The following is a 15,008-nucleotide window of genomic DNA, read 5'->3' on the forward strand; positions in this document are numbered from 1 at the left end:
TCGGCTATTCAACGGTTAACTAGTAACCTAGAGTATATTAAGTATGCAAAGTTTCACTTCTTCCCCTCTTCGGGCTGCTACGTTAAAATCAATTCTGTAACCATTTGATTGACAGAAAGGATGACTCTGCGATGAATTACCGTAGATTAGGCCGCAGCGGCCTTAAAGTAAGCGAGATCAGTTTAGGCAGTTGGCTTACGTACGGAGGGTACGTCGAACAGGAACGAGCCGCCTCCGCGGTCCGTAAAGCGTACGAGCTCGGAGTGAACTTTTTCGATACCGCCAACGTGTACGAACAAGGAGCCGCCGAGAAAGTCATGGGCGACATCCTTCGCGACTATCCTCGGGAAAGCTATGTCCTTGCCACGAAAGCATTCTGGCCGATGGGAGAAGGTCCGAACGATCGCGGCCTGTCCCGCAAACATGTCACCGAACAGATCAATGCCAGCTTAAGCCGATTGGGTTTGGATTACGTCGATATTTTCTATTGCCACCGTTACGATCAAGATACGCCGATCGACGAGACGCTGCGCACGATCGACGATTTCGTCCGTCAAGGCAAAGTGCTCTACGTCGGCGTTAGCGAATGGACGGCCGCACAGATGGAAGAGGCTCTCGGAACGGCTGATCGCTATTTGCTCGACCGGATCGTCGTTAGCCAACCCGTATACAACATGTTCAACCGCTACATCGAGAAGGAAGTCATTCCGCTCGGCCAAGCGAAAGGCATCTCTCAGGTCGTCTTCTCGCCGCTCGCGCAAGGCTTGCTCACGGGCAAATACGATTCCGCCTCTTCCATACCGTCCGATAGCCGCGCCGCTAAGCTGGAATGGGTGAAGAACGGCATCACGGAAGAGAAAATCGAAGCCGTGAAGAAGTTGTCCGCGATCGCTCGCGAGATCGATCTCACGACCGGACAGCTCGCCCTCGCATGGATTCTTCGCCAGCCTAACGTCGCAAGCGCCTTAGTCGGAGCCAGCCGTCCGGAGCAAGTCGAAGAGAACGTCAAAGCGACCGGAGTTACGCTGTCCGAGGAAACTCTCGCTGCGATCGAAGAAATTCTCGGCTCGGTAAATTAAGACGGTTAGTCTCGGAAAAACAGAAACAGCCCTAGTCACTTAGGGCTGTTTCTTGTTATTCGACGATTTATTGGGGGCGTGTCCTATTGGCGATTGTTCCTATGGGTTTCGCATCTTCATAGCGCACTGAGAGTTCTCTAACTTCGGCGCTGTTCGGCTATTCGCCTACTCTTTATACTGAAAATCTAAGTGTAAAATGTACAATTAGATTGACTTGAATCCCTCATTTCCACCTTCTAAATGTAAAACATACACTTAAATTGATAGAATTCGTGTTTCTTAATTTAGCTCAGGAAAAGGAATAGCGCGAGTTTCATCCTCCGAGACGGCAAATTTGACCGTTACACGCGAGTAATTGAGCTAACTTTCCCATCCAGACGGTCATTTTGACCGTCTGGACACTTATAATTGGCGCAATTCCCCCGAAATGTACGTTGAGACGGTCATTTTGACCGCCATACAAGTTCAACAGAACAATATCTCATATGAGACGGTCATTCTGACCGTTACATTAATGCATCGCAATCAATCTTTTGATAAGTCTGGCGATTCACTCTGAGCTAAATGAATAGCCAAATTTCCCAAATTTTCGGCACCGATCTACCCAGCGCTCGACCATGGCGGGCTCGGAGCCGAAATGGAAATGAACGTACCCGGCAATCAAATTGCCGCTTGCGTTCATATATCCGTCCTGTTTCCTCCCCAGACGACCGGAAGCTTCATACGCATAAGAGTTCGTATCTTCCTCCGAATCCGCTTCGTAAACCGAGTAATGAAACTCATGCCCCTTGGCACTGTCGGAAGGCCCCAGCAGATAGTTGCCCTCCCTGCCAACGATTTCCCTGTAACCAAGCGCCGCCAGCTTATTTTGCATCCGGACGATGCCCGGAATCAAGCCAAGCATCGGATACTGCCGTCCCTGCGTATCTTCGATGGCTCGAGTCAAATACATAAACCCGCCGCACTCCGCCAGCGTTGGAAGTCCATCTTGAATCGCCTGCCGGATCGATTGCTTAACGGCTTCGTCGGCGGCTAGTTCCGCCGCAAACTCTTCCGGAAATCCGCCGCCCAAATACAAGCCCTGAACGTTATCCGGCAGTCGCTCTCCCTGAAGCGGCGAGAAGTAAACCGGATCGGCTCCGTAACATTCCAGCAGCTCTAAATTCTCTTGGTAGTAGAAATTAAAAGCCGCATCTTTCGCAACCGCGATTCTGACCCTTTGTTCCGCCTTAACGCCCCGCGAACGGAACAAACCTGTCTCGGGAGCTACCGTCGCTACACTTGGCGACTGTGCCAGCTCCCATATACGCTCCACGTCCACGGTAGCCGAGACAAGCTCGCCTAGCCGATCGAAGAAAGGCTGCAACTGTCCTCTCTCGATGGAAGGTACAAGGCCAAGATGCCTCTCGGGCATCTCGATCTCGTCTTCGCGTTTCATATATCCAACGACCGGGATGCCGCATTCCAGCTCGACGGCATCGCGAACGATATGATAATGGCCTTCGCTGCCGACCTTGTTCGCGATGATCCCCGCTATCCGCACCCGGGGATCGAAGCTCTGGAATCCTTTGACGATCGCCGCGACGCTCCTCGCCATGCTCTTGCAATCGATGACCAGCAAGATCGGAGCTTCCAGCAATACGCTGATTTCCGCCGTGCTTCCTTCTCCGTTCGTCGGGTTTTTACCGTCGTATAGTCCCATAACGCCTTCGATGACGGAGATATCCGCGTCTTCGCTAGCTCTGGCATATACCTCTCTCACCGTGTCGTGAGCGAGCATGTAACTATCAAGGTTCCGCGATATACGCCGGGTTACCGCCGAATGATAGGTCGGATCGATATAATCCGGTCCGCATTTAAAGCCCTGAACCCGCCGTCCGCCGCGCTTCAAAGCCGCCATCAGCCCGATCGTTAACGTCGTCTTTCCTACTCCGCTTCCTGTACCCGCGATCACGATTTTCCGCGCGCTCATCCGTTACACTTCCTTCCTTAAACCAACTCGTTCTTCTTATGAAGATATCGATATAAAATGAAGCAACTAACCGAGCACAACAAGGCCATCGCGGCGATAAAGCCGTACCCGGCTTGGAGTCCGAGCAGTAAGCTGCTCTCCTCATCATTGCCGAATAATTTTTGCACCCCGTCAATAATGACTCCGATCAGCAAATTCCCCACTACGCTAGCGATTCCCATGATCGTAACGGTAAAGGTAATCGCCGTATCCGTTCCTCTCGGATAGCGTTTGGCTAGCATAGCCATAACGGTCGGATAGATCGGAGCGATCCCGATGCCCGCAATCGCGAACCAAATCGCGCCCTGCTCGCCAAGGAAAATAGCCAGCAAGCTGCATATGCCCGAGAAAGCGGACAAAATGATGATGGACAGCGTATAACCGATCTTATCCGTAACCGGTCCAAGGAATAACCTCGCTCCCATGAAAAACACGAAAAAGATGGACAGCATGCCGGCGGCGGCATCCGTCGACCATCCGTAAGCCTTCTCCAGGAAGTTAACGAGCCAACCGCCAACCGCAAGCTCCGAGACGACTCCGAAAGATAACACGGCAACGATTAACCACGCTCCGGGATCCTTCGTGAAGCTTTTCAGAGTCATCCTTTCCCCATGCTCCTGGTTATCCCCGGGAAACTTGGCCATTAACGAAGGAATAATCGGCAACAAAGACAAGCTCAACATGACGAGATACATGCCCCGCCAGCCCAACTCGCCTCCGAACAAATTCCATCCCATCATCGACGAAGCGACGATCGGGGCGACCGCGGAGCTCAAACCGTAGAAAAAATGGGACAAGTTCATCATGGCCCCGGTATTCTTAGTAAAAATCCGGGCAGCCATAATCGCCAATCCGATCTCTAGCATCCCGTTCCCGATGTACATGAGAAAATAAGAAGCCGATAGAAACGCGTAGCTTGCCGACAGGTACATGAGCACGCCGGAAATCGCCATCGAAGCAAACGCGATAATTCCCGTCCACTTTATGCCGATCTTGCTCGACAGCAAGCCGGTAAACGAGCAGGCAACGAGATAACCTATCGAATTGAACGCTAGCAAAATGCCCAATTGGGTTTCGTCCAAGCTGAAATCGGACTGCATTCTCGGAATCGCCGGACCCTTCACGTTTTCCGAAAATCCGAAGATCAGAAATCCTCCGAATACGATGAGCAATAATAACCAATAATTTGTGTTTAGCCGACCTAGCTTCAAGCAGAAATTCCTCCAAGTAAGTATGTAATAAGCGCTCGAGTCTTTGCTATTGTAAACCATTTGCCCGAGTCGCGTAATCGCTTAAGTAAATTTTGATATAAAAAAATACGAAACCTCGATCGAAATCGGGTCCCGTATTTCGTTATCCGTCCCTTACTTAGCATGGGCGGACTGAGGAACTCTCGCGGCGCGGATGGAAGACATCGCGTATACGACAAGAGCGGTCCAGATCAGACAGAAGCTGATGAGCAGAACGGCGCTAATCGTCTCCTTAAACACAAGCACGCTTATGATCAAAGTTAACGTTGGGCCGATATATTGCACGAAACCCAGCATCGAAAGCGGCAGCTTGCTTGCCGCTTTGGCGAATAGCAGAAGCGGCGTAGCCGTCGCGACTCCGGATAGTATCAATAACGCCAAGGAAGAGACGCTCATCGTCCATGCCGTACTCTGATGCGATGCGCCGAGGTATCCCCAGTAAATAAGCGCTACGGGAACGACGATCATCGTCTCCGTCATGAGACCGATCGAAGCTTCCATCTTCACCCTCTTCTTCACGAGCCCGTAGAATCCAAAGCTTAACGCCAAGGAGATCGATACCCACGGGAAACTTCCGTAATCGATCGCTACGAGAAGAACGCCGGCTCCGGCAAGCAGAACCGCCACCCACTGGCCTCCGGTAGGTTTCTCGCGCAGGAAAAACACCGCAAGGACGACGTTAATCAGAGGGGTTAAATAATACCCAATACTCGTTTCCACGACATGGCCGCTATTAACGGCCCAGATGAAGATCAACCAGTTCGCGGTAATCAATAGGCTGCTGAAGATTAAGGGCACCAATGTTTTCCTATCCGTAATCGTCGACTTCAGCTCTTTCCACCGTTTCTGAACCGCGATGAGTCCCGCGACGAATAAGAACGACCATACGATGCGATGGGACAATATCTCTCCGGCCGGCATCGACTCGAACCATTTCCAATAGATCGGGAGAAGCCCCCAAATCGTATACGCGATAATCGCGTTAATGAGCCCGTTTTTCATGTTGACTTAACCTTCTTTCCGCTCGATAAGACATGAACGGAATTATACCACCTTAGGCGTAAGCTGAATATGGTAATTGTTAGTTAAATGGACGAACAAAGCGCAGAACGACCCGAATTTCCAAAATATCTTTTTTATTCATGAAAATCCGTACCCGAGCTTACGGCCTTTACGTATCCGGTGCGGATGACGAAATCGCCGAAGTGCTCGCCTTTCAGTCTTTCCTCCGCATATCGACCGATCATTGGGCGCAAGGTGCTCAGAATTTCATTCTCGTCTATATTTTCCTTGTAAAGCTTATTCAACCGATCCCCCGAGAAACCCGCGCCTAGATAAAGATTGTATTTGCCGGGAGCTTTGCCGATGAACGCGATTTCGCCCAATCCGGGGCGCGCGCATCCATTCGGGCAGCCCGTCATCCGAATGACGATCGAATCTTCGGTTAGACCGTTTTCGGACAAGATCGACTCGATCTTCTCCAATAGAACGGGAAGGTAACGCTCCGATTCAGCCATCGCGAGCCCGCAAGTGGGGAGCGCAACGCAAGCCATGGAGCTTCTTCGCAGAGCGGAGTAGTGCATGCCGTCGGTAAGGCCGTATTGACTGGCCAACGCCTCGATTTTGCGCTTCTTCTGGCTCGTCACGTTTCCGATGATCAGGTTCTGATTCGCGGATAACCGGAAGTCTCCCGTATGAATCTTGGCAATCTCGCGAAGACCGGTCAACAATAAGTTGTCGCCGTCGTCCTGAACCCGGCCGTTCTGGATAAACAACGTGAAATGCCATTTGCCGTTGCTTCCTTTGACCCAACCGTATCGATCGCCGTTATGCTCGAATTCGTAAGGGCGCGCTTGTTCGAGTTTCCAACCCAGCCTCGCATGCAGTTCGTTAACGAACCATTCGATTCCCCGATCATCGATCGTGTACTTAAACCGCGCGTACTTGCGGACGGACCGATTGCCGTAATCGCGTTGGATCATCACCGTCTTCTCGGCAACGTCGATCACTTGTTCCGGCGTGCAGAATCCGATCACGCGGCCAAGTTGGGGATAGGTTTTCGTGTCGCCGTAAGTCATCCCCATCCCGCCGCCTACCGCGATATTAAATCCTAACAACCGATTGTCTTTGTAAATCGCGATAAGTCCGAGATCCTGCGAAAATACGTCCACGTCATTGGAAGGCGGTACGGCTACGCCGATCTTAAACTTGCGCGGCAAATAGACGGGGCCGTATATCGGCTCTACCTCGCCGTTGTTCTCTTGGCTGTCCAATACCTTCTCGCCGTCGAGCCAGATCTCGTGATAAGCGGTCGTCCGAGGGGAGAGATGTTCGCTAAGCCGCTTAGACCATTCGTACACTTCGGCATGAACTTCCGATTGATCAGGGTTTGGGTTACACATGACGTTGCGGTTCACGTCTCCGCAAGCCGCTAACGTGGTAAGCAGTACGTCGTTAATTTCCCGAATGCTCTGTTTCATATTCCACTTCAGAATGCCGTGCAATTGAATAGACTGCCTAGTCGTCAATCGGATTGAACCGCTGGCGTATTGCCGAGAAAGCCCGTCGATCGCCAACCATTGCTCGGGCGTGACGATCCCGCCCGCCGCCCGTATGCGGACCATGAACTGATAAGCCGGCTCGAGCTTCTGCCGATGGCGTTCGTTGCGTAGATCCCGGTCATCCTGCATGTAGCTTCCGTGGAATTTCATTAAGCGATTATCGTCGTGGGATATCGATCCCGTGATCACGTCTTCGAGGCTCTCTTCAAGAGTACCCCTTAAGTAATCGCTTCGTCGTTTAATATCTTCGACATCGCTATGCGGTGCGTTTGGCGGTAGGGTACGATCATGGGCCATAACGAATATCCCTCGCTTTCATATCTAGTTCTTAATAAACATCGCGTTGATAACGTCTCTGTTGTTGCATCTCGGCGAGATAAGCAGCCGCTTGCTCGGAAGTCATACCGCCTTCTCTTTCGAGAATCGTTCCTAATACGGCATGCACGTCATGCGCCATATGTTTCTCGTCGCCGCAAACATATACGCTAGCCCCGTCTTGCAGCCATTGGAACAACTCTCGGCTCTTCTCCAGCATGCGGTGCTGTACGTAAACCTTCTTATCCGTATCCCGGGAGAAAGCGACGTCCATTCGGGTTAGCACGCCGTCGTTCAGCCACTTCTGCCATTCGATTTGATAGAGGAAATCCGTCAGGAAATGCTGATCCCCATAAAATAACCACGTTTTCCCCGTTGCGCCCGATTCCTCCCGATCTTGCAAGAACGCCCGGAAAGGAGCGACTCCCGTTCCGGGTCCGATCATGATGATCGGGGTTTCCGGATTCGCGGGAAGCTTGAAATTCGGATTGTCATGAATGTATACCCGCAAGGAATCGCCAGGTTTCACCCGCTCCGAGCTATACACCGAGCATACGCCGTATCGGTCGCGTCCATGCGCCTCGTACCGCACGGTTCTGATCGTCACGTGCACCTCGTCCGGATTAACCTTGGAGCTGCTCGCGATCGAATAGAGACGGGCCGGCATTTTCCTGAGAATGGAGACGAATTGCGCGGCAGTCGCTTCCCATGGAGAGAAATCCTGAACCAAATCCAACAAATCCCTTTCCTTCAGATAAGCTCTAAGCTCCTGCTCCCTCTCCGGTTCGACCAATTCGCGCAATTTGGCGCTTGAGCTTAGCTTAGCCGCTTGCTCCAATAACGGTTTCGTCAGAACCGTAATTTCGAAATGGCGGAGCAACGCTTCCCGAAGCGGCAATAGATCGCCGTTCTTATTCACGGGAATCGGCTCTTCGGGCGTCCATCCCATCGTCGCGATCAATTGGTTCACGAGATCAGGGTGATTTTCCGGGTAGATCCCCAAGCAATCTCCTGGTTCATATTGAAGATTAGAGCCTTCCAGGGAAATCTCGAGATGACGGGTTTCTCGTTGCGAGCCTCTACCGTTCAAGTTCAGATTCTCAAGAAGCTCGGCTTGAAAGGGATTCGTCCGAGAATACGCCGATTGCACCGGGACCGATAGGTTCGTTTCCCCGGAAGAAGAACTCGGAGCGGCGGAATTTACGCTAAGCGCGCCTTTAACACTCTCAAACCAAAGCGCGGCGGAATCATCGTAATCCACATCGCAGTCCACTCTCGGTGAGAGCCGCGTAGCTCCGAGTTCTTCCAATCGAAGGTCGAAATCTATGCCGGTTTTACAGAAAAACTCATAGGAACTGTCGCCCAAGGACAACACGGAATACCTCAATTCCTCCAATCGGGGCGCCCGCTTGCTATGAAGGAATTCATAGAAAGGCAATGCGTTATCCGGCGGATCCCCTTCGCCATGCGTACTTACCAATATCAATAGATGCTGAAGCTTCTTTAGATTGTTCGGCTTAAAATCGCTCATGGAAGCAAGAGTTACCTGAACGCCTTGCTTATCGAGCTGACCGGACAACTCTTTCGCTAATCGTTGCGAATTACCGGTTTGGGATCCGAAAAGGATCGTTACCTCTCGAGAGATTGCGGCTTGCGCGCTCAGAGATTGAACTGCGCCGTTCGTCGGCTCAATCTGCGAAACGGCCATAGGTGACGTAGACATGGCCGATCCGCGTAATGCAGCAAGGTAGCCGGACAACCAAATTTGCTGAACCTCTGTCAATTGGGGCAGGAGCCGGTTCAGAAGCTCTACTTGCTCTTGATTAAACGGGCTGTTAGTTACCTGTAGTTGCAACGCTATCCACCTCGTACTTATTATTTCCTCTCATACATTATAACCTATTAATTTCGACTATCCCCATCAGATTAATTTATACAACTACTCTCTTTTCCTTATATATGAAAGGTCTAATAGCCCTAAACGAAAAAAACAACCGGAGGAACGGTCCCCCCGGCTGTAAGCGCGATTCTATGGCCTTATTGTCCTAGTTTCAGCATCCGGACGATGGCGGAAGCCGCATCCGCTCGCGTTGATGGCGTCAGCGGAGCGAATTTGCCTTCCGGTAAACCCCCGACGATGATGATGCCGGTTTCCTCGGCTTTGGACACGGACGGTTTCGCCCATCCCGGTATGTCCGCATCGTCGGCGAAGACGGTTGGCTTCCCTTTGTCCTCTTCGAGACCGGAAGCGCGGATGACCATCGCAATCATTTCCGCGCGGGATATATTCGCGCTTGGCCGGAACTTGCCGTCCGAGCCCCCTTTGATAATGCCGAGCTTCACGGCCTGTTGCACCGGCTTCACCGCCCATGCTCCGATCTCGTTCTTATCCTTGAAAACAAGCGGCGTCCCCTCGCCCTCTGGCTTCAGCGCCCGAATGATCATGCTGGCGAATTCGGCGTGAGTAACGTTCTCGTCGGGTCGGAACGTACCGTCCGAATAACCGAACACGACGCCCAGCGCTACCGCTTCCGAGATTTCCGCACTCGACTTATGTCCCGCGATATCCGAAAGAGCGGCCGCAGGTGGAACCTGGGGCTTCTCGGAATTGCCCGGCAAGTCGACGACAGGCGGATTCTCCGGTTTCGCTATGTTATCCGATTCAACGTACACGAGGCAAATCGCCTTCAGGTTTCCCATCTCCGTCGTCGCGGATATGCTCGCCGCGCCAGGCGATTTGCCCGTTACCTTGCCGCTTGCGTCCACTTCGGCGATCTGGCTATTGCTGCTTTCCCATTTGACTCTCGTAATGGCCGCATCGGGAGGAGAGATAGTCGGGGTTAGCGTTGCGCTAACCCCTGTCTTCAAAGTCAGGTAAGACTTATCCAGCTTCACGTCTTTTACCGGCTTTTTGTCGAGATCGCCGATCGTTAAGTCTATATGCTTAAGATAATCCAACGCTTCGACCGTTTTAATAGGCGTGCTAGGGTCTATTTTGATTTTGGAATCGAGGTTAAAGATCGGCAAATTAAGATCGATATCGACTTTATCGGTGATTATCAGTTCCCTATCCGTCTTGACGATCGACCATACGTTCCCCGGCTGAAGGTAATCCGGTAAGCTGTATTGGTCGATGACCGGCGTCACTTTGTATACATAGATCGTTCTTTTCACGGTGTTCGTCTGCTTATCCTCGTACTTAAGCGGCCCGATATGATCCTTCGTATTTTTCACGTAAAATATTTTGTCGCCGTCGGGTCCCGAACGGACAATCTCGTAATAAGATTCCATGTTCGAATTGTCGTTCCAGTTAAGCGTAACCGACCCGTCTTTGTTCGGAATCGTCGTAAAATCCGAAACATCCCCGGGCTGCAAAATGTTGAATGGACCGATCGTCTTCTCCGAATATGTCAACGAACCGATGAGCGGATCGAAGTAGGCGCTCATTCGAAACTTAACGGAAACGAGCTGCGGATCGATCGGCATATAGATGAACGGTCCTTTGTACAAGTCGTATCCCGCTTGCGGAAGTTGGAGCCAAGTAGCGCCGTTATCGGTCGAATACTCTTGCTTATAGTTTTCCACCGATGTCGATGATGCCTTGTCGGATTCCCCCACGATATAATATTTTACTCCGGCGATCAGATAGGATACTTGGCGGAGATCTGCGTCCATAACGGTAATACGCGTAAATTGCGCCGCATTCGACCGTTGCATCGGCCCTATGGCGCACATCAACAACCCAACGATAAATAGCATTAAACTTTTCCTGATAACAAGCACGTAGTTCCCTCCCGACTTATGGTTGCGCTCTTAACTGTCGCCGATCAGCTTCGATTTTTCCAGCAGCCGTTGAACGATGGCCGCCGTTTCCGCTCTCGTAACGGCGCTTGCCGGCTTGGCTTTCCCATTCGAACCGCCGACGATACCGTTCTTAACGGCTGCGGCGAATGCCTCCTTGGCCCATGCGGCTACAGCCGCGCCATCCGCGAACTTGGACATCTCCGCATCCGCTTCGGCCGCGCCGATGTTCGCGTTTAGCCCTGCAAGCTTCATCGCCCGGACGATCATCACGATCGCTTCTTGTCTTGCAATCGACTTTGTCGGATGGAACTTCCGTCTGGCGTCTCCTTCGACGAGCCGGTACTCCTGCGCTTTCGCCACCGCGCCGGCGAACCAATCTCCCGCACCCACATCCGTGAAAGCGGAAGTTTGCCCGTTGTCGGCGATTCCCAACGCCCTTACGAGAATTGCCGCGAACTCCGCGCGGGTAACGACCGCATTCGGCCGATAGTGCGTATCATCGACTCCTTTTACGATCATTCTCGATGCCAAGTCGTTGACCGCTTTCTCAGCCCAATGTCCCTTGACATCCGCGAACGACTTGGGGTGATTAACGACGAAATACGTGCCGCTCAACAAGCTACGGACGACTGCATAATCGATTCCGTCACGCGATGCGAAGGAAGTCGGCGCATGATGAACCGTTCCGTCCGCCTCCAGCGCAAGAGCGGTTATGGTGTTGCCGCGGCCGGAGAGAGCGCCTTTCGGAAGCGGTATTTCGTATGCGACGTAAGTCTCGAATTTGTCCGCTTCGACTGACTTGCCGTTGGACGAGGCGAGCACATAGAATTCGGCCGGCGGAACAACTACGGTGAAATGTTGATCGGATGCGGCTTTATCCGCTAGCTTGACTTTGTCCGGACCGCTTTTGGCAATATCCGTATGAACGAGGACATCCGCGAGTTTAACTTGATCGCCCAATCGTTTCGCCAAGGAATCAATGCGGAACTCCTCGGATGGCATCCTGTAGTTACCGAGAGGCGTTCGCAGCTCCAGAACGGCTTGCTTATTTTCCATCGCCTTCACTGCATCCCCGGCCAATGCGAACGTTACCTTGCTAGCGCTCCCGCTCACGGGAATAGCGATGACCGGCTTGTTTCCCGCTTTAGCCAATTGTGCAGCGAACAAAGCGGCATCCACCTTCACGGCCAGATTGTCTGCTCCATTCACCTTCGAAGCGACGACCGTGGCAATGTTCTCGAACGCCTTGCCGTCGATGAGAATCCGTAAGCTTGTCGCGCCGTTTGACGAACTGCCGCCTCCGCCGGTTGAACCTCCCGGATTTGAACCGCCCGTATCGGCAATCTTAAAGGCGATAGCCGAAGTGAATAGATTCCCGGCATGATCGGCAACAGTAAAATCGATGACGTGCGAACCTCGAGCGGATACCGTGAGCGCGCCTTGATCTCCGTTTACTCTTTGTTCTGCGCCCTGATTCAGCCTATAACTCACGTATCGAACGCCGGACGCATCGTCAGCCGCTTGAAACCGTACCGTAACGGATTGCGAATACGTTGCCCCGTAAGTTACTCCGGTCACGGAAAGACTTGGCACGACTTTATCGACCGGGGTTAAGCCAACGTGCAAATCCGTCACCGGAGGAGGAACATTGACGGTATCGCTTGTCACCGGCGCGAAGCCGGGCCTGCTTACCCTCACCCTATAAGCTCCGGCCGCTACATCCCAAGCATATCGACCATCCCCGCCTGTCAATTGCGGATTCGTGGTCGGAGACAATCTGCCTTGATAGGCTTCTTCGCTCATTTGGACCCATTCGCTTAACGCAGGATCGTAATATTCCAATACAACCGTAGCGCCAGGCAGAGGCCAATTCATTCCTTGTTCCGCATTGTAGACGACTCCGCTCGGATCGATTAATTCGATGGGGAAGTCGGCATTCAGACATGCCGATTCGATCTCTACGGTCAACGGCGATTGTTCCATCCCCAATAATGAGGGAGTAAATGAAAATACCGCCGCGGGAGGCGATTGCCGACCGATCTCTCGCCTGTTTCCGGCAGGGTCTTTCACGTAAAGCCTAACGCTCTGGCAAGCAGCCCCGACATCGATCGTAAGCAGCGAGGATCTTATGGCCACCGGCGTTCCGTCCGATCTCGCCCCGGCAAAACCTTCCAAAGCAACGCCGGGAGGCACGACGGACGCCAACGCTTCGATCTGATAGGAAGCTTCGACGAACGGCACCGTTTCATTCTCCCGAAAAGCCTGCACCGTCAAGGAATGCATACCCGGTTCCTCTGCCCTCGCCCTCCACTTCTTCGAGACGCCCGTTCCGGAAGCGACGCGATCGATCGTTTGGACGGCATCGTTATCGACAAGACGTAATCCGGGACCCGGAGTCAGTTGAAGTCTAATCCGGGTAAGCTCGTTCCCCGGGTTATATAACAAGGCGGTCAATTCCATCGTTTCGGAAAACGGCAAACGATTTTTGCCGGAAAGCGTTAAAGTCGGATCGGACGGCGTTTCGTATACGCTAAATCCCTCGACGGGACGAGGAGCGTTGGAAGGCGGATAAAAACCGGGATCTTCCGGTATCGACGTATCGTATCCGAGTTGCCCCCTTGCGTTCAAACCCCACGTCCAGACGGTTCCGTCGTCTATAACCGCGATCGAATGGCCCCAACCCGATCCGAACGCCGTGAAACTCCCGTTAAGCAGCGGTTTCTGGGCTAATACGGCTCTATTAAACGATCCGTCTCCGATCTGGCCTTCGATATTTCTTCCCCACGCCCATACCGTTCCGTCGTTTAGCTTAACCAGCGTGTGACTTCCCGTCGAATTCATCGAGACGACGCCGTTAAGCTCCTGCGAGGAATCTAGCGGATGACGTACTTTTAATTTGTACGTTTCATATCCGATGCCTCCGCTTCCAAGCTGACCTTCCTCGTTGCTCCCCCACGCCCATACCGTACCGTCTGTTTTCAATGCAACGACATGGGTCGACCCTGCGGCAATAGAAGCGATATCGCTTACGTCCGGAACCTGACTAGGTACAGGTTGCGGCTTAAGAGGATCCTGCGTATCGTATCCGAGAGCGCCGTATCTGTTGGATCCCCACGTCCATACCGTTCCATCATTCTTCAAGGCAGCTGTATATGCGGAGTCGTTGCTTACCCCGAATCCCGCGGCAATCGCTTTCACCCCGGTCAAATCGGGAATTCGCTTAGGTACGCTGCTTGGCAAGTAGTAGTTTCCATATTGAGTTTTATCCGTTTCATACCCAAGCTCCCCCTTATAATTGTTTCCCCATGTCCATACCGTCCCATCTCGTTTCAGGGCTACCGTATGATAAGATCCTGCATCAATCGCGACGACGTCGCTTAGCTCGATTACTTGCCCGCTCTCTTGCCACTTCACTTGCATGGGAACAGCGCTGCTTTGAACCTGGGGGTATGGATATCCTAGCTGACCATACTCGTTGTTCCCCCAAGTCCACACCGTTCCATCACTCTTCAGTGCTACGGTATGTGCCCATCCGCCGGAAATGGCGACGATATCGCACAAGGCCTGCGCCTTCACGGGGAAAATGCTTCCATTCCCGCGCGTACCATCTCCCAACTGGCCGTAGGTGTTCTCCCCCCATGACCAGACGGTTCCGTCGCTTTTCAACGCAACGGTGTGGACACCCCCGCCGGCAACCATCGGATTCGTCGTGAAATTAGGAGCGCAAGCGGAATTGTCGGCCGCTGCAATACTCGGATAAATTGAGAGAATCATACCACACATGACAACCAGCGCAATTAAAGATTCGATCCGCTTCTTCACGATCCCCATCACAACCTTTCTAATGATACGTAAGCCAATGAACTGCATCGGATCCATATTAAGAAACGGAGCGCTTCAAAAGCGTTTCTTCTCTTTCCGCCCCTTTTGTAACGCTTTTGAAGCGCTTCTCCTGCTAATCTTCATTCGTTGAATCTAAATCAATGAG

At 52.4% G+C, this 15,008-nt stretch carries 8 protein-coding genes; 1 reads left to right on the forward strand and 7 read right to left on the reverse strand.

Translation table 11 applies throughout. The annotated features are described in order from the left end of the window. Window positions 1-131 precede the first annotated feature (131 nt). Window positions 132-1,079 (forward strand): aldo/keto reductase family protein, encoded by a 948-nt coding sequence (locus HH215_RS12000; RefSeq protein ID WP_169280119.1) that lies wholly within the window; start codon window positions 132-134, stop codon window positions 1,077-1,079. Window positions 1,080-1,629: 550 nt separating this feature from the next. On the opposite strand, the gene HH215_RS12005 is transcribed toward HH215_RS12000, so the two are convergent. The 7 genes from HH215_RS12005 to HH215_RS12035 all read right to left on the reverse strand — a co-directional run bounded on the left by HH215_RS12005 (window position 1,630) and on the right by HH215_RS12035 (window position 14,842). After that, window positions 1,630-3,051, reverse strand: a complete 1,422-nt coding sequence (locus HH215_RS12005; protein WP_169280120.1) for a cobyrinic acid a,c-diamide synthase CobB — start codon at window positions 3,049-3,051, stop codon at window positions 1,630-1,632. Window positions 3,052-3,068: 17 nt separating this feature from the next. Then, the gene (locus HH215_RS12010) at window positions 3,069-4,301 is read right to left on the reverse strand and encodes an MFS transporter (RefSeq protein ID WP_254450454.1); all 1,233 of its coding nucleotides are present in this window, start codon (window positions 4,299-4,301) and stop codon (window positions 3,069-3,071) included. Window positions 4,302-4,454: 153 nt separating this feature from the next. After that, the gene (rarD, locus tag HH215_RS12015) at window positions 4,455-5,342 is read right to left on the reverse strand and encodes an EamA family transporter RarD (RefSeq protein ID WP_169280122.1); all 888 of its coding nucleotides are present in this window, start codon (window positions 5,340-5,342) and stop codon (window positions 4,455-4,457) included. A gap of 134 nt (window positions 5,343-5,476) precedes the next feature. Further along, window positions 5,477-7,198, reverse strand: coding sequence for an assimilatory sulfite reductase (NADPH) hemoprotein subunit (gene cysI / locus HH215_RS12020; protein ID WP_169280123.1), 1,722 nt, complete (start codon window positions 7,196-7,198; stop codon window positions 5,477-5,479). Between the two features lie 31 nt (window positions 7,199-7,229). Continuing rightward, window positions 7,230-9,071 (reverse strand): assimilatory sulfite reductase (NADPH) flavoprotein subunit, encoded by a 1,842-nt coding sequence (locus HH215_RS12025; RefSeq protein ID WP_169280124.1) that lies wholly within the window; start codon window positions 9,069-9,071, stop codon window positions 7,230-7,232. A gap of 182 nt (window positions 9,072-9,253) precedes the next feature. Beyond that, window positions 9,254-10,975 (reverse strand): S-layer homology domain-containing protein, encoded by a 1,722-nt coding sequence (locus HH215_RS12030; RefSeq protein ID WP_169280125.1) that lies wholly within the window; start codon window positions 10,973-10,975, stop codon window positions 9,254-9,256. Window positions 10,976-11,029: 54 nt separating this feature from the next. Then, entirely contained in the window at window positions 11,030-14,842 is a 3,813-nt protein-coding gene (locus HH215_RS12035; protein ID WP_169280126.1) for an RCC1 domain-containing protein, read from the reverse strand. Between the last annotated feature and the right edge of the window lie 166 nt (window positions 14,843-15,008).

Source organism: Cohnella herbarum (assembly GCF_012849095.1).
Taxonomy (GTDB): Bacteria; Bacillota; Bacilli; order Paenibacillales; family Paenibacillaceae; genus Cohnella; species Cohnella herbarum.

Excerpts from the sequence above, each read along its gene's own strand:
- cysI (WP_169280123.1), bottom strand. The coding sequence starts at position 7,198 with ATGGCCCATGATCGTACCCTACCGCCAAACGCACCGCATAGCGATGTC.
- HH215_RS12000 (WP_169280119.1), top strand. The coding sequence starts at position 132 with ATGAATTACCGTAGATTAGGCCGCAGCGGCCTTAAAGTAAGCGAGATC.
- rarD (WP_169280122.1), bottom strand. The coding sequence starts at position 5,342 with ATGAAAAACGGGCTCATTAACGCGATTATCGCGTATACGATTTGGGGG.
- HH215_RS12030 (WP_169280125.1), bottom strand. The coding sequence starts at position 10,975 with ATGCTATTTATCGTTGGGTTGTTGATGTGCGCCATAGGGCCGATGCAA.
- HH215_RS12005 (WP_169280120.1), bottom strand. The coding sequence starts at position 3,051 with ATGAGCGCGCGGAAAATCGTGATCGCGGGTACAGGAAGCGGAGTAGGA.